22 protein-coding genes are annotated in these 24,243 nt (G+C 27.6%); 5 read left to right on the top strand and 17 right to left on the bottom strand.

Annotated elements, in window-relative coordinates; translation table 4 throughout:
• Positions 1-43: 43 nt before the first annotated feature.
• Together DA803_RS06760 and DA803_RS06755 are read right to left on the bottom strand one after the other, a co-directional pair.
• Positions 44-1,249, bottom strand: coding sequence for a membrane-attack complex/perforin family protein (locus DA803_RS06760; protein WP_114191176.1), 1,206 nt, complete (start codon positions 1,247-1,249; stop codon positions 44-46).
• A gap of 28 nt (positions 1,250-1,277) precedes the next feature.
• Positions 1,278-2,933 carry a ribonuclease J gene (locus DA803_RS06755; RefSeq protein WP_114191175.1) on the bottom strand — a complete coding sequence of 552 codons (1,656 nt, stop codon included), beginning with the start codon at positions 2,931-2,933 and terminating at the stop codon, positions 1,278-1,280.
• A gap of 151 nt (positions 2,934-3,084) precedes the next feature.
• Here DA803_RS06755 and DA803_RS03240 point away from each other — a divergent pair, with 151 nt between their 5' ends.
• Both DA803_RS03240 and pepF read left to right on the top strand, forming a co-directional pair.
• Positions 3,085-3,603 (top strand): adenine phosphoribosyltransferase, encoded by a 519-nt coding sequence (locus tag DA803_RS03240; RefSeq protein WP_114191174.1) that lies wholly within the window; start codon positions 3,085-3,087, stop codon positions 3,601-3,603.
• A gap of 5 nt (positions 3,604-3,608) precedes the next feature.
• The gene (gene pepF, locus DA803_RS03235) at positions 3,609-5,432 is read left to right on the top strand and encodes an oligoendopeptidase F (RefSeq protein WP_114191173.1); all 1,824 of its coding nucleotides are present in this window, start codon (positions 3,609-3,611) and stop codon (positions 5,430-5,432) included.
• 41 nt (positions 5,433-5,473) lie between these two features.
• Here pepF and yidC read toward each other — a convergent pair whose 3' ends face one another.
• The 3 genes from yidC to rpmH are packed head-to-tail and all read right to left on the bottom strand — an operon-like array spanning position 5,474 to position 7,998.
• A complete protein-coding gene (gene yidC / locus DA803_RS06750) occupies positions 5,474-7,504 on the bottom strand; it encodes a membrane protein insertase YidC (protein WP_114191172.1) in 2,031 nt (676 codons plus the stop codon).
• Positions 7,494-7,820, bottom strand: coding sequence for a ribonuclease P protein component (gene rnpA / locus DA803_RS06745; protein WP_114191171.1), 327 nt, complete (start codon positions 7,818-7,820; stop codon positions 7,494-7,496). The genes yidC and rnpA overlap by 11 nt, the downstream gene beginning before the upstream one ends.
• Positions 7,821-7,848: 28 nt before the next feature.
• Positions 7,849-7,998: a 50S ribosomal protein L34 gene (gene rpmH, locus DA803_RS03220; RefSeq protein ID WP_371690277.1), complete on the bottom strand. Its 150-nt coding sequence runs from the start codon at positions 7,996-7,998 to the stop codon at positions 7,849-7,851.
• A gap of 194 nt (positions 7,999-8,192) precedes the next feature.
• On the opposite strand from rpmH, the gene gpmI reads away from it, so the two are divergent.
• From gpmI to DA803_RS03205, 3 genes are all read left to right on the top strand, one after another.
• Positions 8,193-9,692: a 2,3-bisphosphoglycerate-independent phosphoglycerate mutase gene (gpmI, locus tag DA803_RS03215; protein ID WP_114191170.1), complete on the top strand. Its 1,500-nt coding sequence runs from the start codon at positions 8,193-8,195 to the stop codon at positions 9,690-9,692.
• 95 nt (positions 9,693-9,787) lie between these two features.
• Positions 9,788-10,552 carry a DUF2779 domain-containing protein gene (locus tag DA803_RS06740; protein ID WP_114191169.1) on the top strand — a complete coding sequence of 255 codons (765 nt, stop codon included), beginning with the start codon at positions 9,788-9,790 and terminating at the stop codon, positions 10,550-10,552.
• Positions 10,553-10,562: 10 nt separating this feature from the next.
• Positions 10,563-12,221, top strand: coding sequence for an MATE family efflux transporter (locus tag DA803_RS03205; RefSeq protein WP_114191168.1), 1,659 nt, complete (start codon positions 10,563-10,565; stop codon positions 12,219-12,221).
• Between the two features lie 213 nt (positions 12,222-12,434).
• Here the strand turns inward: DA803_RS03205 and DA803_RS03200 are convergent, their stop codons facing one another.
• The 12 genes from DA803_RS03200 to nusA all read right to left on the bottom strand — a co-directional run bounded on the left by DA803_RS03200 (position 12,435) and on the right by nusA (position 24,138).
• A complete protein-coding gene (locus tag DA803_RS03200; protein WP_114191167.1) occupies positions 12,435-13,493 on the bottom strand; it encodes a hypothetical protein in 1,059 nt (352 codons plus the stop codon).
• A gap of 167 nt (positions 13,494-13,660) precedes the next feature.
• Positions 13,661-13,834: a hypothetical protein gene (locus tag DA803_RS03365; RefSeq protein ID WP_170120278.1), complete on the bottom strand. Its 174-nt coding sequence runs from the start codon at positions 13,832-13,834 to the stop codon at positions 13,661-13,663.
• A gap of 69 nt (positions 13,835-13,903) precedes the next feature.
• On the bottom strand, positions 13,904-14,044 hold the full coding sequence (locus DA803_RS03360; protein ID WP_170120277.1) for a hypothetical protein: 141 nt from the start codon (positions 14,042-14,044) through the stop codon (positions 13,904-13,906).
• Positions 14,045-14,471: 427 nt separating this feature from the next.
• Positions 14,472-14,810, bottom strand: coding sequence for a hypothetical protein (locus DA803_RS03190; RefSeq protein WP_114191165.1), 339 nt, complete (start codon positions 14,808-14,810; stop codon positions 14,472-14,474).
• Between the two features lie 372 nt (positions 14,811-15,182).
• Entirely contained in the window at positions 15,183-16,361 is a 1,179-nt protein-coding gene (locus DA803_RS03295) for a hypothetical protein (protein ID WP_145960829.1), read from the bottom strand.
• 179 nt (positions 16,362-16,540) lie between these two features.
• A complete protein-coding gene (locus DA803_RS03175) occupies positions 16,541-17,737 on the bottom strand; it encodes a hypothetical protein (RefSeq protein ID WP_114191162.1) in 1,197 nt (398 codons plus the stop codon).
• 175 nt (positions 17,738-17,912) lie between these two features.
• Complete coding sequence (locus tag DA803_RS03170; RefSeq protein ID WP_114191161.1) at positions 17,913-18,344, bottom strand: 23S rRNA (pseudouridine(1915)-N(3))-methyltransferase RlmH; 432 nt, start codon at positions 18,342-18,344, stop codon at positions 17,913-17,915.
• Between the two features lie 4 nt (positions 18,345-18,348).
• Positions 18,349-20,169: a tRNA uridine-5-carboxymethylaminomethyl(34) synthesis enzyme MnmG gene (gene mnmG / locus DA803_RS03165; RefSeq protein ID WP_114191160.1), complete on the bottom strand. Its 1,821-nt coding sequence runs from the start codon at positions 20,167-20,169 to the stop codon at positions 18,349-18,351.
• Positions 20,170-20,182: 13 nt separating this feature from the next.
• Entirely contained in the window at positions 20,183-20,512 is a 330-nt protein-coding gene (gene rbfA / locus DA803_RS03160) for a 30S ribosome-binding factor RbfA (protein WP_114191159.1), read from the bottom strand.
• Positions 20,512-22,314 (bottom strand): translation initiation factor IF-2, encoded by a 1,803-nt coding sequence (gene infB / locus DA803_RS06735; protein WP_114191158.1) that lies wholly within the window; start codon positions 22,312-22,314, stop codon positions 20,512-20,514. The genes rbfA and infB overlap by 1 nt, the downstream gene beginning before the upstream one ends.
• Complete coding sequence (locus tag DA803_RS03150) at positions 22,281-22,577, bottom strand: YlxR family protein (RefSeq protein WP_277869734.1); 297 nt, start codon at positions 22,575-22,577, stop codon at positions 22,281-22,283. The genes infB and DA803_RS03150 overlap by 34 nt, the downstream gene beginning before the upstream one ends.
• On the bottom strand, positions 22,561-24,138 hold the full coding sequence (gene nusA, locus DA803_RS03145) for a transcription termination factor NusA (RefSeq protein WP_114191156.1): 1,578 nt from the start codon (positions 24,136-24,138) through the stop codon (positions 22,561-22,563). The genes DA803_RS03150 and nusA overlap by 17 nt, the downstream gene beginning before the upstream one ends.
• Positions 24,139-24,243: the final 105 nt, after the last annotated feature.

Here is a 24,243-nt window from a genome sequence, read left to right as displayed (position 1 = left end):
ATAAATAAGATAGCTCGAAAAACTATCTTATTTGCATATAAATTTAATTTTTAAAAAAATCATCATCTTCATCTTCAACAATTGATAAACGTGGTTTTTTTGGTAAATTACTTTCCTTCTTTTCAGTTTTTAACTCGTCATTCACCACAGTGTTTATTCTTTTATCATTAAAAGTTAAATCAACATCATCTAAAATATTGTCATCGATTTCAAAATCATTATGCGTTTCTAAAATTTTCGTTTTATTTTCGCTGCTATACTCATCATCTGACTTGATAAAATTCGATTCATTATCAGCAATTTCAATTTGATGAATATCAACTTCATCATTATCATTTAATTCCTTAAAATCATTTTTTTGAAGCTCCTGATTATTATCTATATTAGAATAATTGTTTAAATTGTTTTCATATAAATTTTGATCTTTATTTGACCGATCATCTAAATTATTATCAATGCTGTCAATTTGTTGTTTTTCAATTGAAACAATAAATTCCTCATTATTTATTTTTTTATTTTTCTCTAAATCATTTTCTTGATTTGGATCATAGTGAATATTTTTGGATTTAGATTCAATTAAGGCTTTTCTAATTTTTTCACGTTTTTTTCTTGAGAAACTAATTTTTAATAATACTTTATCGCTTATAAAGAAAAATGGAATTGATGCACCAATAAATATAATTGATGTTGTAAATCCAATGGCGATGCCAGCCTTTTGACCAAATAAACTAAAAAGAGCAAAAATAAATGTTCCTAAAAATCCGGGTGTATATAAATTTGGCAAGGCCGGATCTTTAATTTCTGACCTACCTTTAAACAATTCAAATCATCTCTTAAAACTTACTTTTAGTGCATCAGAACCGTCAAAAGAAATTCCCACAAATTCAATTGTATAAAAAATCATGCTAGTTAAGGCTATTAACGCAAGATACCATGAAGTCATACGACCTAAACTAAAATGAAAAACAGAGAATTTAAAGGTTTTCTCTAAATTAAAAAGTTTGTAAATAGCTATAAAAATAATTAGACAATAAAAAAGTGGCGAATAAAATCCAAATATTACATTTACAGTATACGAGTGAATTGTACTTAAGCCTTTAATATTTATATAGGAAATAATAATAAAAAGCGTTGTTATTATTATCACAAATGTTCACAAAATATTCTTATCTCTTGTTAGATAATATTTTTTTTGTTTTTGAATTTTGTTAACATTTTCATTCTCATTGCCATTATTTTTATTCAACATAGTTTTTCCTCTTATATGTTACCACAAACTATATCTCGTATAAGGTAATTACCACAATTGGCTCTTTATTTATCATTTTTGATGTTTTTCTTTTAATGGTTTTTCGCAATTTTTCTTGAATTTCTTTTAATTTAATTTCATGTGGTTCTTTATCTTCAAATTCTTTGTAGAAGAGATCATTAATAATTTTATTGACAATATCTCTATTCTCTTTAGTTAAAATACCATATGAAGCAACTTGCAACTCATTGATAGGTTGTTTAGTTTTAAAATCTATCAAAGAACTAACAGCTAAAACTCCATCCCGAGATAGATTTTCACGCTCATTAATAACTTCATGGGAAATATCACCAATTCCAAGACCATCAATTACCACATCACAAACTAGGCGAATACTGTGCTTTTGACTGGTTAGTTCATTATTGACAAATTCGGCAACTTTACCATTTTGTAAAACAAGACAGTTATTTAGATTCATACCAGTTTCTCGAGCAACTTGTGTAGCTACAACTAAATAACGGTATAGTCCTTGAATAGGAATAAAATATTTTGGTTTTAAAATACTTAGCGCATTACGAATATCTTCTTTTGCAGGGTTACATGAATAGTATTGATCTGAACCTAATTCAATTAGATTAGAAGTATTTCTAGCAATTTCATCTAAAGTTAAAGCATAATTAACTTCAAGTCCATTTACAGGCGGAGCAATAATAATAACAGCATCATTATTTTTTAGTTTTAGATAAACATCGTTGTTTGAAGCAATTCTAATGAATCTTAGGTATAGTCTTTCAATTGCGCCAGTAACTAAAATTACTGCATTTTTAATATCATTAGCTGCCCGATAATCAATAAATTCTGGTCATTGTAAATCCGGATTAATTTTAGCAACTAAATTAATTAATTGAGAATATGTTCTACCATATGTGATGACAGGACGATTATATTTTTTGGCTAAAATTAATATTTCATGCGCGGTAATCATATCTTCATCATAAAGTCCAACAATAATTCGCGAATCATTTGATGCTTCTTTAAATTTATATTCAATTTTTTTTGAAATTCATAATTTGTCAATGCTCTTACCCTTATAGGCACTAAATCCAGAATCCATAATTAGCATTTGAAGTGGTTTACCATTATTAATAATTTTTTTAATATCATCATAACTAGTTCTGCCATATGGGCCAAGATCACCATCAACAAAATTCACCATAAATAAAATATTTCCATTATTATATTCAAAATTAAAACCAATTTCACCTGGTAGGCCACCAGCTAAGTCAAATGATGTCACTTTAACATCATTAAAAGCAAAAGAGTCGCGAATTACTTTGATTTCGTAGTTTGCATTTTCAATGTTATATTTTGAAATTCGGTCTAATAAAACAATTTTATTAAAGGCACTAGTGTAAATTTTTAAATTCTTAATTTTCATTAAAAGTCATGGAATTGCTGAAAAAGTTGAGTTATGAACATCAGTTAAAAATAAGCCGACAATATCCTTCTGTCTTTTTTCAAGAAATTCATAATTACAAATTAGTGTGTCAATTCCATTATGAGCGTTAATAGGTACTTTAGTTCCAGAATTAATGATAAAAAGCTTACCGTTAATTTCTAGAACATAAGCATTTTTCCCATTTTCATCTAATCCACCTAAAGCAAAAAAATTTATTTTGTTCATATTATAATCCTCCATTATTTTTTGAAAATGACAAGTTATTATTAACCATTATTAATGCTAATTTTATCAAATTATAGAAAAAATAAGTAATTTGTCAAAAAAGTTATCGACTTGCATTTATGAAAATGAAAAACTATATAATTTTAATGTTATGGAATTAAAAAAATTTATTAGAACAGTTAAAGACTTTCCTGAAAAGGGTGTCAAATTCAAAGATATATCTTTATTGCTAGCAAATGGAGAAGCACTTCACTATACCATTGATAGAATGGCAGAATTAGCAGAAGATGCCGATATTATTGTTGGACCCGATGCAAGGGGTTTTCTTTTTGGAACTCCAGTTGCAGCCAAATTATCAAAGCCATTTATCATGGTTAGAAAAAAAGGGAAACTACCAGGCAAGGTTATAAGTTGTAACTACGGGCTTGAATATGGCAAAAACATTTTAGAAATTCAATGTGGTTTGGTAAAACCTGGGCAAAAAGCTGTAATTATTGACGATGTTTTAGCAACTGGGGGCACACTTGAAGCAATTACGAAATTATTGAGAGATCAAAATGTTGAAATACTAAGAATAATTGTTTTAATGGAATTAGAAGGCTTTGATGCAAGAAAACGTCTACCTTTCGATATTCAAAACCTAATATATGTTAAAAAAGATGAGGAATAAAAAATATGAAAAGATACAATTCATATGAAGAAATTGAAGATAAATACAAATGAGATTTAGAAAGTATTTTAGAAAATAAAAGTTTTGATGAGCTTGAAAATGAATATTTTAGTCTAGTTGAAGAGAACATCGCTATTAAAGATAGTAAATATGAATCATTAGAGAATTATTTAGAATATTTAAAATTGTCAGAAAAAATATTATTACTAAACAATAAAATTAGTAACTATTTATCAAATAAACTTAATACCAATATCGTTGATCCAAAAATTAATGTGGCCATTACTAAGTTTGAAATAAAATCAGCTGAGTATGCTAAAAAAGCTGGCTCGGAGATTAATCGACTTGCCCAAAATCAAGAAAAAATTAAAAAATGACTTGAAGATCCGAGATTGGAATATGTTAGAAAAGATCTTGAGGCTAGTTTAGAGGAATTGAAATATAAACTAGATAGCAAAGTCGAAACATATTTAAATGATACTGCTACCGGAAATCCTTCACCAGAAGAAATTTTCTCAATTCTAACCGATAGCGAAATTGATTTTGGATATGCCACTTCATCAAAAGGTAAAAAATATAAAATTACCGAAGGCACAAGAATGTTGTTACTAAAAAATGAAGATGAAATGGTAAGAAAATCGACTTATTTTAATTATCCAAAAGCATTTTTAAATCATAAACAGTCATTAGCTAAAATGTTATATCAACACTTTAAAGAAGCTTCAGTTCAGGCTCTTTATCGTGGTTATGATTCTACATTACAATCAATTCTTTCAGTCGATCATGTTGATAAAAAATTATTAGAAATTATTTATCAATCAATTCAAAACAATATGCATATTTTTAGAAAATTTTATAAGGCTAAAGCTAAATTCTTTAATAAAAAATTTAATAAGAAAATGCAAAAATGAGATAGTAATGTTGATTTAGTGAAATTAAAAACCAATTATACCATTGAGGATGCACAAAGAATTTTATTAGAATCAACTAGTGTAATGCCATATGAATATCATGATGTTGTTAAAAAAGCAATTGAGGAAAGATGAATTGATTATGTTAATGTTCCTTCAAAACGGAGCGGAGCATACTCAATTGGTGGATCATATGGTCTTGATAAAAAATACATTTTAATGAATTTTGATGGCACACTACATTCGGTTAATACATTATGCCATGAAATGGGACACTCAATGCATTCGTATTTTTCAGATAAATGCCAACATCCTTTTAGAAGTCAATATCCAATTTTTCTAGCTGAAATTGCATCAATTTTTAATGAATTACTGTTAAATGATTATTTAAATGAAAATGCTAAAAGTGATGAAGAAAAATTTTATTTACTAAATCAAAGCATTAACGATTTTATTGGAACGGTTCTAAGACAAGGTGCCTGATCAAACTTTGAATTTGAACTTTACAATCGTATTGACGCAAACGAAGCTATTAATACTTATGAAGCTCTTGAAGCAATTTATGTTGAAAATGCTAAAAAATATGCAATCGATCCGAAAAAAGAAAAAATTGGTAACCCGAATAATGTTTATTCAGTTATGGTTCCACACTTCTACTACTACTTCTATGTATACAAATATGCGCTAGGTTATATTGTTGCTAACGTTTTTTTCCAAAAGTATAAGACCGAAGGCCAAATAGCCTTAGAAAATTACATTAACAAATTCCTAAGTGCCGGTGATAAAAACTGACCAGCTGAAATTCTTAGAGAAGCAGGTGTTGATATTTATTCAGAAGAAATCTACAATCAAGCTTTTGATCTTCTGGAAAGTAAGGTTAATAAATACATTAAACTTGGTAAAAAAATCTTTAAATAATTTTGAGAATAAAAAAATCAGGGCTAACCTGAATTTTTTTATTATAGTTTTGGTTCTATTTTTGTTTTAAACAATTTAGTTCTTTGGAAGTAGTGAACAAATATATGTTGTAGAATTGTTCATATACCACCAAATATTCAATAGATTTGAAGACCGGCACTAAATAACACACCAATTCCAATAAATATTAATGAAATAATATTAAATTTACGTTTTTCTTTTTTCATCGCTTCCCGTTGATAAGCATCAGCTCGTAATGATTTTTTCTTTTTGATATTAAGAATTTTTGGCATATATTGTGCTAAAGCTTGAACCGCTAGGGAAACAATAATTATTGGAAGATATGAGAATTCACGATTTGAGAATACCCGACTAATTGATGTTGCTGACAGTTGAATTCCATATATTGTTGCTTGTTTAATTTCAGGTGATGTTGAAATAATCCTAAAGACAACAATAAGAATTGGAAGGGTAATGAACATCGTGGCCATTTGCCCCCATGGGGAGATTTTTTCTTTTTTATAAAGTTCACTAATTTCTAATTGCTTACGTTGATTCATTTTTTTATCATTTTTATATTCAGCATACTTAGCTTCAATTTTAGCTTTCTTTTGGTTGAATTCTTCCATTTTAGCTTGACTGAATAAAGTTTTAAATGAAATAACAAAGGTTAGAAATCTTACAATAATAACAATAATAATTAATGCTAAAATTACACTTCATCCGGTTGCACCTAAACTTGAAATAATAACGTTCATAAAGGCATTAACTGGATATACGAATATTCCATAAAATGGTCCTTGTTGTCAATATTCCTTGTAAGTTGAAATTGCTTTTTGAGGAACTACAGAACTACCATTATATAATTGAGAAATTCATCTTTTATCATCGTAGTTACCAAGTTCGGTAATGTTATTTTTGGTAAATACAGTTTCACCATCAACTTTATAACCACTACTTGAATATCTTGCTAATTCTAAATATTGTCTAAATGGAATAATTGATGAAGTTGAAATTCATAGTAAATTTTGTCCTTCTTCTTCAGTTAATGCATTTGTTTTAGCAGCTTTGTTTTTAAATGATTTAATGTATTGGTTTCATTGATTAATAATTTCGGTTTTGCTAGAAGTTTCAGAGGTTCCTAATATTTCTCTTATTGAAACTTTTTTTGTAATTCTTTGTGCGTTATTATTTGGATCCACAAGTGAAACATTGTGATCTAGATTTTTCTTGTTTCAAATATATAAGGTTTCTTCAAATAAAACTTGAAGTAAATCACGTAATAAAATGTCTTGTACAGATGAACCACCTTCAATTGTTGAAAGTAATTTTCCATAAGTAAATTTAGAAAGTGATTTATTATCAATTCTTGAACTACCATCTGAATTTTGAACTTGTGCAAATTGAATTTCTGTTGGAATAACAATTTCACTAAAATCAGTAACTGGACTGTATTTTGTTGTCGCTCCAAGGCCATTTGCATCTCCTAAATTAATGTAGCTATATTTGTTATTTCTTCTATACACAAAATCAGAATCTTGGCTTATATTACTTGTATCACCATTAATATTTGCTCAATTTTCTTCACGTGATAAGTTTGAAGTATAGCTATCATTTTCTTTAAGCTTTCTTAAAGTTTGAAGTTGTAAGGCAAAGGAGTTTCCACCATAGATCCCAAATCCATTAGGGTCACCAGTACGTCTGTCTTGTGCTCTAATTTCATTTAAGGCCTTAGGATCTTTTAAACTTAAGTAATTATTGGCAATAATGTTCCGCTCATTAATTTTATTAGGTAGGAAAAATGAGTTTGTTGTTTCATTGTATCTAAAAGTTATAATGTTCGGAGATATTTTGTCTTTTGAAACGTATAACTCTTGACCAGATCCAACTTTAGAACTCGATTTAACTGCTAGCGATTGCACGCAACCAACTAATCCAACGGTAATAAAAATGATGATGATAACAATCTTAAACCATTTGAAAACTTTAGTTCAAACTTGTTTAGGAGCTTTTTCTTGTGGACCATTATTTCTAAAGTCACGATAGTGCTTACTAAAATCTTTATCTGCCATTAGTTATCCTTTCATATAGGTTATGTATTTCATTAATTTTTTGTTTTCACTCTAAATTAAAAAATGTCTTTCTAGCAATAATTACTGTTTCATAATTAATTTTGCTGATATCCATTTGTCTTAGTATTGATCTAATTTGGTTTTTAAAATGATTCCTTTTAACGGCATTGGCAAATTGTTTAGGTATTGAAATGCCAACCTTAAAGGAATTTGATTTGCTAAAATAAATAATTAAATTTTTAGAAATGACTTGATGTCGTTTGCTAAGAATCTTTTGAAATTCTCAATTTTTTTTAACAATGTTTTTTTTATTCATGCGATATTAAAATAAAAAAGATATCAAACTATTTTTCGTCTGATACTGTTAATTTATGTCTACCTTTTGCTCTTCTAGCAGCTAAAACTTTTCTTCCGTTTTTAGTTTGCATTCTAGCCATAAAACCATGCACTTTAATGTGTTTACGTTTTTTAGGTTGATAAGTTCTTTTCATAATCTTTCTCCTCACAAGTTTTTTCAATACTAAAACTTAGTTTATTTTATCAAATTAAACAAAAAATTAATTAAATATATTATAGATAAAAACATTACAAATTAAAAATAATTGATTATTTAGTACTAAAATCGCACATATTTTGGTCGTGAGTTGATGGTAATTAAACTATAATATATAAAGATAAGGACATAAATATGAATAAAAAAATAATTTTAACTATTATTGATGGCTTAGGTATTCGTCAAGATATTCAAGGCAACGCATATGCTCAAGCTCATCACCCAACTTTTGATAATTTATTTCAGAATTATCCAAATTCTTTAATTGAGGCATCAGGTGAAGCTGTCGGATTACCAAAAAATCAAATTGGTAATAGTGAAGTTGGACATTTAAATATTGGTGCTGGGCGGATAGTTTACACCGGACTATCACTAATTAATGAAGAGATCAAAAATAAAACATTTAACAAAAATTTAGTATTAAATAAAGTGATTGATGAAACTAAAAAAGCTAATAAAACTTTACATATCATGGGGCTATTAAGTGATGGTGGTGTTCATTCACTAGATCTTCATCTATTTGAAATTTTAAAATTAGCTCATCAAAAAAAACTTGAAAAAGTAAGTGTTCATATTTTCGGTGATGGCCGAGATGTTAAACCAATGTCAATTCAAAGCTCATTAAATGAGTTGAATAAATTAGTTAACAAATATAATTACAAAATTTCATCAATTGCCGGTAGATTTTATGCCATGGACCGTGATAAAATTTTTGAAAGAAATATGGCATCATATGAAACTATTTTGGGAATTTCAAAAAATGAAATTAATGATGTAAACAAATATGTTGAAGAGCAATATAAACAAAATATTTTAGATGAATTTTTTGTTCCAGCACAAGTAAAAGACGGTTGATTTTTAGAAGATGGCGATTCAGTAATATTTTTTAATTTTAGACCTGACCGAGCAAGACAATTAAGCCATTTAATTATTGGATCAAATCTATATGACTACAAACCACCAATAACAAAAAAAATTGCTAATTTTGTTTCTTTAATGAAATATGAAGGAATTAATTCGCAAATTGCTTTTGAAGAAATGAAAGTCATAAATCCACTTGGTGAAGTTCTAGAAAAAAATAATATTGTTCAACTTCGATTGGCCGAAACTCAAAAATATGCCCACGTTACCTTTTTCTTTGATGGTGGAATTGACAAAGTTTATCAAAATGAAAACCGTATTTTAGTTGACAGTATTAAAGCTGAATCATTTGCTGACTATCCTCACATGTCAGCCAAAGAAATAACTGAACAGTTAATTAGTAATTTAGATAAAAATGACTTTGTTATTATGAATTATGCTAATCCTGATATGGTCGGACATACCGGAAATCTGAAAGCGACAATTGAAGCAATTGAATTTCTTGATAAACAATTTGCTATAATTTTAGAGGTTGTAAAACAAAGCAAAAATATCACATGATTTATTACCGCAGATCATGGGAATGCCGAAATAACTGAAGATAGTTCAGGAAAACCAGCAACAAAACACACAACCAGTCCTGTTATGTTAATCGGAACTGACAAAGCCATTAAATTAAATAATGGTAAGTTAGCTGATATTGCTCCTACAATCTTAGAATATTTAGGAATTGAAAAACCAGTAGAAATGACTGGAAGATCACTTTTAAAATAACTCATTAAATTAAAAACTATCCTGTTTAAATAAATGATTTATTATTCCAAAATATAACAAAAATCAAAAAAGAAAAGAATATGTAATACTATAATATGAATCCAAACTATGTATATATTGATTTTGAGGCAATAACTAATCCATTTGCAAAATTAATAAATGTTCCCAGTGGGACACCCTATGCATATACATTAGGCCTTTTAGATGATAGAAGTGTTTTTAAAGTTAAAACTTTCATTATTAACTTTAAAAAGCATACTACCATTAATTCAATCTGAACAATTATTAGAAAACGAATTTTGCAAGACATTAATAATATTAATCAAAAAATAAATATAAAAAATGTAACTTTTATTGGACATAATCCAGTCCTAGAAAATAAATGTATTAAGAGATTGTTTCCTGAAAATAAAGTTGAACCCCTAATTGAAAAAACTACAGTATCACTGTCAAAATTAACTGGAAAATTTTTTAATAGAGACTATTTCACTAAAACAAAAATTGTTATTCAAAACACAAATGATAAATATCTAAAAAATTCATTAACTAACAAAAATGGTGCAATCGCATCTTTCGTGGGTTATTGACTATATGCTAATTCATTAAAAAACCTTCGAGCAAATGATAGAAGAAAAAAATATTTAATCGAACTAAATGAAAGAAGTATTTTAAAAGAATTACACAAGTACTCTTATGATGATGTATTAAAAATGCTACATGTAGCATCACACCCAGAGGAAATCGAAAAATGAATTAAGGATTTATCAAGCAAACGAGAATTAATTAAACAAATTAACAATTTAAATTTAGATGATAAACTAACAATTAAAGATATAAAAGAAAAAATATGAAACTTATAATGAGGTGATAATGAATTCAATCAAAATTCACAAAAACATTATAAGGCGTATTTTCCCACAAAGTAGAACAGATTGGAAATTATACTTTGCCAAAACAATGCCAATTGTTATTGGGGAAATTTTATTTTGTTTAAATGGATTTTTAGATAACTTCATGGTTACTAATATCACGGGTGGGATTGACGCCTTAACATATGCCAACACCTATACTGGTATTTTATACACAGTATTTTTTGCTATTCAAGGAATTGCGGCAATGTTTGTAGGGCAATATTACGGCAAAAAAGATTATGATAAAGTAAAACAAATTATGAATCTCCGGATTTGAATGCATTTGTTTGTTGCAATAGCCTTTGCAATACCGTCCTGAGCCGCCGGTAGACAAATGATTCAAATTATCGGAAATCAAAAAATTGATGATAACACACTTAGTCAATCAATGAGTTATTTATGATTAATTACAATTTCTTGAATTATTACATCATTCAACTTTAACACTAATATGTTGCTAAATGAAACTGGACATTCAAAATATGCAATGATTTCAGCAACACTAACATTACTAGTAAACGCAGCCTTTAATGCTATTTTCCTACTTGGACTTAAAAAACCAGCATATTATGCTGCTGTCGGATCAATCATTGGGGCATGTGTTTGTTTAATGAGTGATGAATTACTAACTTATTTCAAAGATAGAAAAATTTTTATTAATTTACTAAAACTATTTCATATCTCCAAAGTAATTGCAAAACAAATTCTAAAAAGAAGTTTAGCAATGATAATTACAATTGCAGCAATGGTAACAATACCACTTAGAATGGTTATTTGAAGCAAAACTTTTCCTGATAATATGATAGAAGGATCGGGAATTGGTGAGAGATGAATGAGAATAAATGGAGTAACCATCTTAGGGTTAGTTGAAAGCTTATCAGCTGTCGCTTCTGCTATCACTAGTGTTTGCTCAAGTAATGTATCGTTTTTTGTGGCAAGCAAATTAGGAGATAATAATTTCGAAGAGGCAGAAAAGCATTCACATGCCTTAAAGGGATTTCACATGATTGCTGGAATCCTTATGTCAACATTAATGCTATTTATAGTTTTAGCAATTGCCTATTCACCTAGCACATCTAGGGGAACTATTGATGGCGTTCATAATCTATTCTATAATGCAAAAGAAAAAGAATATATTACTAACATCTTTAACGAAAATCCAATTCAAAATCAACAAATAATAGATTATATTAGACTTAATGGTATTCCAAAAGTAGGACAATTCTCGGCATATGATAGTTGAGTCGAAAATGCTAAACTATTAACAAAAAATACTTTTAAAAATACTTTTTTACTTTGCTGTTTTACATTTCTAGCGTTTAATCCAATGTGATGTTGATTCTACACTTCAGCTGCCTTACCAAGAGCAGGTGGAAGAAATAATATAGCATCATTTACCATATTATCTGCTCAATGACTTTCATTTTTATGATTAATTTTAATTGGTTTTGCCATCGTTATTCCACTACGTAACACTTCAAGATCATTGTCTTTAGAATTAGCATTTTTCATTTTCTATTCAATTGATTTTATTCGTTTAATTATATTTGAAGTCGTAGCTTGAAAGACTAATTGAAAAAGAAATATTACTAACGAAATGGAAAAAACCGTAGCATAAAAATATCTAAGTCAAAAACGCTTCTAAAAAAGGAGTGTTTTTTATTTCCATAAATTTAATCTTAATAAATTGGGAAACTAAATAAACACATATTATTTTTGCTAATAAACCATAATAAATATAAAAAGCCTAAATTAAAGAATAAAAAAATCTACATTATGATTTCGCACAATGTAGATCCAATACTAAATTTGCTTAATTAATTTTCGATCACTAATTTAATTTTGCAGCATTTAATAGACCATTAATTTGATCTACTTGTTCTTTTGTTAATGAAGATTTATCTTCAATAACTTTATCAATAATAGCCTTTAGGTGATTTGATATGTCTTCATTTTTTCTTTGTGCAAATAATGGATTTTTAGTACTATTTTTCAAATTATAATTCATTAAATTTCTTCTTAAAACATATAAATATTGATAACTATAAAAATCATTATTTTTAAGAGAAACTAGAGTTTCTCAATAGTTTTTAAACAACAAAATATAATGTTCACTATTTGTTTTTTCGTCTGAAGATAAAGAAAAGTTACTATTTGAATATTCTAATAATAATAATGCAAAGAAAATAAGATTGTCACTAACTTCTTCCGTTTCTGGAAAAAATAAATTTAAAATTACTTTACCAAAATTCGGATTGTTACCAGCAATAAATTTTGTGTATTCATTTACAAAATTATCACCTAGCTCGATTGGATTCTTTTTTTCATTGGCAACATTATTAAATATCATTTTAATTAATTCATTTTCTGGAGATTCATTTTTAGATAATTCTTCATTATATAATTCAACAAAATCCTGTATTGATTTATCTCTTTTTATTTTACTTAAAATAAATTTAGATTCATCAATAGTTTTAATTTTTTTAAAGGCATCTTGATTATCAAATATTTCATTTAGCATATTTTCGGCAATATCACTTATACTTGAATATAATAATTCATGAAGTGATAAATATTGAACTTTTCTCTCAAGTTTTTCAAATTTTTCTTTTTCTAGACGTTCTTTTTCACGTTGTGATTCTTCGTCATTTGGTTTAGGCAACGTATTATTATTACCTTGATTGTTTCCATTATCAGGATTTGGTGGAGTCATATTGTTGTTTCCACCATTGCCACCTTCGTTTTGTCCACTATTTCCATTTTTATTAGGATCTGTTATTTTTTCATCCATTCCTTTGCCACTAGTGTTTCCACAAGCCGCAGCAATTAATGGTACTGCGGTAATTGCCACAGGCAAAGCAATTCATCATTTAAAATTTTTCTTTTTCATATTATTCCTTTTGTATTTATTAATGGATTATACTATATAACTAACAAATGAAATAATAAATAGTACTATTAAATAAATAATTTCAATTAATGAACATAAAATAAAAAATAAAAAATAAAATTCTTATAACAACATTCATCGCAATTTGAATTTTATTTTTTAGGGAATTAAGGTTTTATATTTTTTACTAATTCATTAATTTCTGATATTTGTTCTTGTGTTAAAGAAATTTTATTATTAATGCTGCCATTTATAATAATGAACAATTCATTTGCTAAATGCACATTTTTTCTTTCTGCAAATCGTGGGTTTCTATTATCAGTTGAATTATAATTTATCAAATTTTTTCTCATATAATACAAATAGGGGGTAATCATAAAAATTATTATTTTTAAGAGGACTAGAGTTTCTTAATATTTTTGAAGTAACAAAATATAATATTCACTATTTGTTTGTGGATTTGAAAAATTAGTAAAACCATTGTTTGTATTTTCTAGTAAAAAAATAAATGAATAATGCTTTCCATCAAGCTTATCTTCAATTAAATCCATTACAATATCTTCAAACTCATTATTTTTTGTATCATTACTTATGTATTCTTCAAATTTACTTATAAATTCTTTTCCTAAATCAATTGGTTTTAATACTCCATTTGATACATTTTCGACATTTTTTTTAACGAATGGACTCGCTTCTGGATTTTTTTTAGATATACTTCTCTATACAATTCAACAAAGTCCATAGCAGAAAATTCACTTCTTATTTGTTCGATAATTGACATAGATTCTTTTATATTTTCATAGGATTTAAGATTTCGAATACTAGTAGTAATACCGATTACTCTTAGATATAAAATATCATATAATGACAGATATTGAATTTCTCGCTCTTTTCTTTGCCTTTAGATTTTTTCCTTTTCTAATCTTTCGCGTTCGATTCTTTCTTTTTCTTGACGTTCTCTATCACGTTTTTCTTGCTCTAAACGCTCTTTTTCAAGTCTCTCTCTTGGCACTCTTTTTCGCGTTGCATCGATTCATTATTTGGTTTAGGTGACATATTATTATTACCTTGGTTGTTTTTATCATCGGGCTTTGGAGGAGTCATATTGTTGTTTCCACCATTGCCGCCTTGACTTTGACCACCATTTCCACTATTATCAGGATTTGGTTTTGTTTCACTATTCATATCAGGAATATTTGGAGATGGTTTTTTATCCATTTCTTTGCCGCTAGTATTTCCACAAGCTGCGGCAATTAATGGTAGTGTAGTAATTGCTACAGGTAAAGCAATTCATCACTTAAAATTTTTCTTTTTCATAGTTTTTGTATTTTATTTTAAGAAATTAAACTATATAACTAGCAAGTGGCACATAAAATAAGACATTTAGTCTGAGTCCTTATCAAAAATATAACTCAATTGACAAGACTTTTATAATATTAAAAAATTAGCATTAGTAACAATCATTTTTATTTATGATATTTATTTAAGGCATAGTAGATATACTGAATTAAAATTATTTTTAACTAAAATTTTATTTGTTAATTTGAATATTTAAAAACACAAAAGATTTTAATGTTATTTATATAAAAATTCCACACTATGCATATACATAATGTGAAAAAAATATATAAATTAAACAATTGAATTTATTAAACTAATGTAATCTGTTATAGTATGAAAATTTAAATTTTAATATTTTATTAAACCTTCCGCTTTTTTAAATAATGTATTAATTTCCTGTACATCCATTTCGGATAATAAGGATTTATTTGAAATTGCTTTGTCAATTATTTTTTCTATTGCCAGTGAAATTTCCACATTTTGTCTATTATTATAGAATTTATTTGCTTTATCATTATTGTAATTTGATAAGGATTTTTTTAAATAATATAAATATTGATAATTTAAAAAATCAGAATTTTTAAGTGAAATTAATTGGTCTCAATACTTTTTAAATAATGAAATATAGTATTCCGAATTTTCTGAAGGATTTGAAAAATTAGTAAAGCTACTACTTGTATACTCTAATAAAAAAATAAATGGATAATATCTCCCATCAACTGGATTATCTAGAAGTAATTTCGTTATTATATCTTCAAACTCTGTGTTTTTTTCATTACTATTTATGTATTCTTTAAATTTATTTATAAATTCTTTTCCTAAATCAATTGGTTTTAATACTCCATTTAATACATTTTCGACAATTTTTTTAACGAATGGACTCGCTTCTGGAATTTTTTTTAGATATACTTCTCTATACAATTCAACAAAGTCCATAGCAGAAAATTCACTTCTTATTTGTTCGATAATTGACATAGATTCTTTTATATTTTCATAGGATTTAAGACTTTGAATACTAGTAGTAATACCGATTACTCTTAGATATAAAATATCATATAACGATAAATATCGAATTTCTCTCTCTTTTCTTTGTCTTTCACGCTTATCTTGTTCTTGTTTTTCACGTTCAAGTTTTTCCTTCTCTTCTTTTTCTTGACGTTCTTTATCACGTTTTTCTTTTTCTAAACGTTCTTTTTCAAACCTTTCGCGTTCAAGTCTCTCTCTTTCTTGACGCTCTTTTTCGCTTTGCTCTGATTCATCATTTGGTTTAGGTGACGTATTATTATTGTCACCTTTGTCACCTTGATTGTTTTTATCATCGGGCTTTGGAGGAGTCATATTGTTGTTTCCACCATTTCCACTATTATCAGGATTTGGTTTTGTTTCACTATTCATATCAGGAATATTTGGAGATGGTTTCTTATCCATTTCTTTGCCACTAGTGTTTCCACAGGCAGCAGCAATTAATGGTAGTGTAGTAATTGCTACAGGTAAAGCAATTCATCACTTAAAATTTTTGTTTTTCATAGTAATTCCTTTTGTATTTTATTTTAAGTTATTATACTATAATAACTAGCAAATGACATAAATAAATAGCACTATTAAAGTGCTTAATGTAATAAATAATTTCAATTAATGAACATAAAATAAAAAATAAAATTCTTATAACGGCATTCACCTCAATTTGAATTTTATTTTTTAAACAATTAAGATTCTATTTTTTTTACTAATTCATTAATTTTTGATATTTGTTCTTGTGTTAATGAAATTTTATTATTAATGGCTCCGTCTAAAATAGTAAACACTTCTTTTGCTAAATCCTTATATTTTCTTTTTGCAAATAATGGATTTTTTTTACCATCTTCCAAATTATAATCCTTCAAATTTCTTCTAATATAATATAAATATGGATAATTATAAAAATCATTATTCTTAAGATATGCTAGAGTTTCTCAATATTTTTTAAATGATAAAATATAATATTCGCTATTTGTTTGAGGCTTTGAAAATGAAGAAAAATTGTTATTTGAATATTCCAATAATAGTGTGAAAAAAACGAGATTATTACTAATTTCTGGTGTTTGTGCCACGAATAAATTTAAAATTATTTCTCCGAAATTTTGATTTTCACCAGAAATATATTTTATGTATTCGTTTATAAAATTATCACCTAAGTCTATGGGATTCATTTTCTTATTGACAACACTATCAATTATCATTTTACTTAATTCACTTTCCGGAAATTTATTTCTAGATAGTTCTTTATTGTACAACTCAGCAAAATCTTGTATTGAATTACCTCTTCTGATTTTACTTAAAATAAATTTGGATTCATCGATATTTTTAAATTTCTTGAAGGGTTCTGGATTACTAAATATCTTAGATCCTTCACTATTAGCAATATCATTTATGCCTAAATATATTAATTCAAAAAGTGATAAATATTGAATTTTTCTAACTTTTTTTTGTATTTCCGGGCTTTCTCTTTCACGCTTTTCCTGTTCCTGTTTTTCTCGTTCAATTCTTTCTTTTTCTAAACGCTCTTTTTCGCGTTTTTCCTGTTCTTGTTTTTCTTTTTCTAATCGCTCTTTTTCACGTTGCACCGAATCATCATTTGGTTTAGGTGGCCTATTATTATTGTCACCTTTGTCACCTTGATTGTTTTTATCATCGGGCTTTGGAGGGGTCATATTGTTATTTCCGCCATTGCCACCTTGATTTTGGCCACCATTTCCACTATTATTAGGGTTTGGTTTTGTTTCACCATTCATATCAGGAATATTTGGAGATGGTTTTTTGTCCATTTCTTTGCCACTAGTGTTTCCACAAGCCGCAGCAAGTAATGGTAGTGTAGTAATTGCTACAGGTAAAGCAATTCATCACTTAATATTTTTCTTTTTCATAATAATTCCTTTTGTATTTTATTTTAAGTTATTATACTATATAACTAGTGAATGAACCATAAAGTAAGATGCCTAATCTTAGTTTTAAACACAAAAATAACTTAGTTTAAAATATTTTTTATATTCACTAAATTTTTATCTAATAAAAAATCATCTACGTTAATTGTGATGATTTTTATTTGTGATATTTGATATTTTTTTGAATACTTAAGCCGCGATAGATTTGTTCAACTAATAGTATTCTAAACAATTGGTGCGGAAATGTCATTTGTGAAAATGAAATTTTTTTATCAAAGTAGTTTTCATTAACGCCATTACTACCACCGATTATAAATGTCAAATTATTCTCGACTAAAATTTCTGAAAAATTCTCACTTGTCATTTGATTACCTTTTATGGATAAATAAATAACTTTAGAATTTTTAGGAATTTTATCTAAAATTAATTTTGTTTCTTTTTCGATTTTTAAATTAATGTTATCAGAAGCAACTTCCTTTATTTCAATTAAGTTAATTTGAGCAAAAAAGGAAATTTTTTTTATATACGAATTATAAAGGCTCTGATATTCTTTAGTTAAAGAACCAACAGCAATAATATTAATTTTCATTTATCTATCTTCTATTATTTAGATGAAAAATAAGCATTTGAATATCAGCAGGATTAATTCCGCTAATTCTTGAAGCTTGGCCGATAGTTGTTGGTTTTATCATTGTTAGCTTTTGTTTTGCTTCTGTTGCTAAATTTTCAACTTGATAGTAATCTAAATCCATTGGAATTTTTAAAGCTTCTAATCTTAGCATTTTTTCAGCAGCACTCTCTTGTTTTTTAAGATAACCAAAGAGTCTCACTTGAATTGTTATTTCTTCAATAAAAGGAAAATCTTCGCCTAGAATATCAACTGGATCAACGGCTGGATTTGACAGCAGTTTTAAATATGAAATTCCGTTACTAATTTGGTATTTTTCAGCCAAAAAACCTTTTGATGATACGAATTTATTTTTTAGTTCTTCTATAGTTTTTTGAATATATGCTTGTTTTTCTTTGATTTTATCATATTCAGATTTTGTGATCATTTTATTTTGATAAGCATAATCACTTAATCTTTCGTCAGCATTATCATTTCTTAGCAGAAGACGATATTCAGCACGACTAGTTAGCATACGATATGGTTCGCTAGTTCCTTTAGTAACTATATCATCAATTAACACGCCAATGTAGCCATCACTTCGTTTAATTTCCATTGCCGGCATATTATCAAGTTTATTAGCCGCATTAATTCCGGCGATTAAACCTTGAGCTGCTGCTTCTTCATAACCACTTGTTCCATTGGGTTGTCCCGCTGAGAAGAAATTAGAAATAATTTTCGATTCAAGTGATTTATATAAGCTAATTGGGTTTATAGCATCATATTCAATGGCATAACCATATTTTTGTACCCGTGCATTCTCTAAACCCGGTATAGAAGCAATCATTTCATCTTGAACATCTTCTGGCATCGATGTTGAAAGACCATTAATATACATTATGTCGCCACGTGATGTTTCAGGTTCAAAAAAGATATGATGAGTTTCTTTTTCGGTAAAACGCACAATCTTATCTTCCACACTTGGGCAGTATCTCGGTCCAATTCCTTGAATAATTCCAGAGTAAAGCGAACTTTTATCTAAATTTCTTAAAATTATTTCTTTAGTTTTTGGAGTTGTATGTGTTAAATAACAGCATGTTTGTTCATCTAATTTGATTTGACTTTTCTTTGAAAAAGACAACTCATTTTTATCAAGAATTTCCTTTTCAACTTTTGAAAAATCAATACTATCAGTATAAATTCGACATGGCGTTCCTGTTTTTAATCTTAAAAGTTCGAAACCATATTTTTCTAAACTTTTTGATAATGTAGCATTAGTTTTTTCGCCATCAGGTCCATCATATTTAATGGTGTCTCCCCTCAAAATTCGCGAATTCATATAAACACCCGTGGTCATAATTACGACTTTTGCAAAAATGTCGCCATTTGCAACACTTTTAACACCTTTGCAAATACTATTTTCCACAATAATATCAAAAACTTCATCCTCAATTAAAGTAATATTAGGGTTTTTAATAATATCATCATGGATAATTTCACTATATTTATCCTTATCGATTTGTGCTCTTAATGATCACACTGCTGGACCTTTTGAGGTGTTTAGCATTTTAATTTGAATCATTGCCTTATCGGCAAAAAATGCTTGCACTCCACCGAGAGCATCAATTTCTCTAGTTATTATTCCTTTTGCCGATCCACCGATTGAAGGATTACATGGAAGCATCGCAATTTTCTTGGTATTTAAAGTAATAAGAGCAACACTAAAATTTCGCTTTGCTAGGGCGTAGACAGCTTCAATTCCGGCATGTCCTCCGCCAATAACAATAGCATCAAAATTATTATTCATTGTTTAATAATCCTTATTTTTTAATATCTTCAAGAATTTGCTCAATTTTTTGAGCATTAGTCTCAACTTCATCAATCAAAAAGACAATTTCAGGTAATTTCTTATATTTTCAGCTTTTTGCTACAACTGAACGAATAAATGGTGACATTGCAACTAATTTTTCTAAATATCTTGATTGATTTTTAAACAAAGTAACATAAATCTTGGCATGTGAACCATCGCCAGATAAAATTACGTCATTGATAGCAACATTAGTTACATCAAAATCTTTTAGTTCATAAAAACTATTACCCACTAATTCAAGTAATAGTTGGGTTTTTCTTTCGTGATTAATCTTGTTCATTATACTAATACATCCTCATAAAATTTTAATTCGTCATCTAATTCAATTTTATCAAATTCTTTGATATGAGTACCAAAATCAAAGCCTTTTTCGACAACTTTTACATCATTTTTTTCCCTTTTTAGGGAATCAATTTGTCCTTTAAAGATAACTTTATTTCTTCTAATTATTTCTACTTTTGAAAATTCCTTAACTTGACCTGATGTTACTATACATCCAGCTATTGTTCCAACTTTAGAGTAGAAAAATAATTTTATTACTTGTGCGCTACCAATTAATTTTTCTTCATAGACCGGTTCTTTTAATGTTGTGATTAGTGATTCTAACTCTTCCACTATTTTATAAATAACATTGTGCTTAACTAACTTAATACCTTTTGAACTAGCAAGTTTTTTCATTTCTGTACTAATATTATTATTAAATACATAAATTCTTGAAAGTGAAGTTTCAGCTAGAAGAATATCTGACTTTGTTAATTCGCCAGCTCTCGCACTTATAACATTTACTGCCACTTCATCATTTTTGATTTTTTGAATAGTTTGCTTAATAGCTTCGGCTGTTCCTTGAACATCAGTTTTAATAATGACGTTTACGGTTTTCATCCCCTCATGGAATGAAAATGTATTTTTTTCATTTAGTTCTTTTTGTTTGTCTAAGTAACCTTTTTGTTCTGCTAATTTTTTAGCAAATTTTTCATCACTTAAGGCAACAAAACGGTCACCTGATTGTGGATTTTTGTTCAGTCCACTAATAACACATGGTGTGCCAGGAATAGCTTTGGCAAGTGGCTTACCATCCATATCAACTAAACTACGGATTTTACCATATTGACTTCCAGCAACAATAAAATCCCTTGGAAGTAGAGTTCCATTTTGAACAATAACCGTAGACACAACACCACGACCCTTATCAATTTTAGATTCAATAATTGTTCCAATTGGATCACGGTTTAAATTAGCTTTTAAATCTAATATGTCTGATTGTAGAAAAATTGCCTCTAATAAATTATCAATGTTTTCATTAGTGAAAGCAGAACCATAAATAAATTGGTAATGCCCCCCTCATTCTTCACATAAAATATCATGCTCACTTAATTGACTTTTTATTTTTTCTGGATCGGCTGTTGATTTATCCATTTTATTAACAAAAATAATAATTGGAACTTTGGCAGCTTTAGCATGCTCAATTGCTTCTATTGTTTGCGGTTTAATTCCATCATCAGCTGCTACAACAATTACTACAATGTCAGTCACTTTTGCTCCACGTGAACGCATTTCAGTAAAAGCCTCATGACCAGGAGTATCTAAAAAAGTAATTTTTCGCTTGTTATACTCAACTTGATATGCACTGGTGTGTTGAGTAATACCGCCAAATTCAGTATCTAAAACATTGCTTTTGCGAATTGAATCAATTAGTGTGGTCTTACCATGGTCAACATGTCCCATAATTGTTATAATTGGTGCTCTATTAACTAAATCGTTAGGATCATCTACCACCATATCTAATTTATCAAAAATATTTTGTGCGTCAATATTTTCTTCTTTTTTGAAATCATAATTATAGTGTAAACATAGTTCTGCAATTTCTTCTTCGTTTAATGTACTATTAATTGTTTTGATAATACCATTTTTAAAATAATGAAGTAAAATCTCATTTACACTTTTACCAATTTTGCTTGAAAACTCTGAAACAGTTAACGGTCCTGTAAATTTAAATATCCCGTCCTGTAGTTTTGTTTCTGTATTGCTTAAATGCTCTTTTAATGAATCTACATTTGATTTTCTTTTACTGTTTTTATTCATTCAATCACCTCTCCTTCTAAATTATTATAAACTTCTACATTAATGTTTTGCTTAAATGCTTTGTTCAATAGCTTTTTTCTAAATAAAATATTAATTTGATCCTCATCTAATAAACAATATGCGCCACGACCAGGCATATTTTTATTTTTGTCAAAACTAATAATTCCATTTTTATTTTTGACAAATTTAATTAACATATTAATATCATAAATTTTTGAATCTACTATTGACTTACGATTATATTTTCTATCAATTTTCATCATCTAAATCACTCAAATCAATATCATCTAAACCAACTGCCAAGTCATCGTCTTTTTTAAAGTCTTTCATTTTTGTCGATGTAATTTTTTCATAATCTAATTTATTATTCATTATGTTTTCAATTAAATCTGAGTAAACATCTTCATCTTTTAATTCATGACTTTCATTTGAAAGATCTTTTTCAAATTTGCTTAGTGTTTCTTCAAGTTGTTCATCAAAAGAACCCGAAAACATTTGTTTTTCAAAAATATCATCATTTTGTTGTGCTTTTTGTCTCATTTCAGCTAGATCTTCATCAAATTCATTAATGTCAAATGTATTTTCTAGCATTCCACTCGAAGTTCTATTAGGTCTTCTTTTGTAATTAGATTGAAGTCTTTTGCCTAATTCAAGTTGTTTAATTTCTTCTTCAGTAACATTACCATTTTCAATATTGAATGGAATATTATTTTCAATTGCTTGTTTTTGACTTAATATATCTAGTTTCATCCGAGTTAACTCTGAAGCTAAACTAACATTTTGGCCTTTTCGACCAATTGCTAATGTATGTTGGGTATTTGGAACAATTACATAATAAGAAGGATATATTGATTTTCTTCCACTATCATTTGAAATAACATCAATAACTTTTGATGGGTTCATTGCATTAATAATAAATTCTTTGGGATCATCTGAATATAAGATAACATCTATTTTTTCGCCACCAAGTAAAGCAGAAATAGCATTAATTCTATGCGAATGATCTCCCATAATGCATCCAATTTCTTGCAATCCAACTGGAGCTAATTCAGTTTTTCTAATAGCAACTTTTGATCTTTCACCAGGAATTCTTGCAATTTTAACAATTTCAATAAATCCATTTGCAACTTCTGGTACTTCTTGCGCAAATAATTTGTTTAGTAATTTTGATTCAACTGAAGAAACGATAACTTGAGCGTTTTTGCTCTCTTCTTTTACTTCTTCAATATAAACATCAATTAGATCACCAGGTTTTAGTTTACTTGTAATTCGAGCATTAGTACTTGATGGTGGCATATAAGCGGCAGCTCCATCTGTTAATTCTAGAATAATTCCACTTTTAGTTAGGTAATTAATTTTAGCCTTTACAACTTCACCAATTTTATTTAAATACTTAGCATAAATCATTTGATGTTCTAATTCTTTTAGATACTGAAAAAATGCAGATGATATTCTTACATAATCTCTTTTTTGAAAATCATCAAAATTAATTTCTTCAGAAATGTCATCATTAACTTCAACATTAGGATCAATTTTTTTAGCAATACTAATTGGCACTTCAATACAACGACTAATGTTATCAACATCTTTGTGGCTTTTTGGGTCATCAATAACAGTTTTTTTGTGATTAATAACTTTAAAATTAAGATTTTTATTATCTAAAATAAATTCTAATTCAGCACTTTCATCGTATTCTTCTAAAATAATTTTAGAAATAGCCTTTTTAATTAAATCAAAAACTTTGTTTTCATCAATATTTTTGATTTTTGAAAGATTGTACATTTCGATAAAAAAGTCTTTTGAGTTAAGATTTGATTCATTCATATTATCTCCTTTTTAAGTTTAATATTTGTAGCAGTTTTAACTATTTTTATTTCAAAAGGGTCGACCTTTTGGCCAACCCTTTTTAATCAAGTGATTTAAAAATAG

The organism is [Mycoplasma] phocae (genome assembly GCF_003332325.1).
GTDB classification, from domain to species: domain Bacteria; phylum Bacillota_I; class Bacilli_A; order Mycoplasmatales; family Metamycoplasmataceae; genus Metamycoplasma; species Metamycoplasma phocae.
Note: the sequence above shows the minus strand (reverse complement) of the source record. Positions and strands in the feature narration are given on the sequence as shown.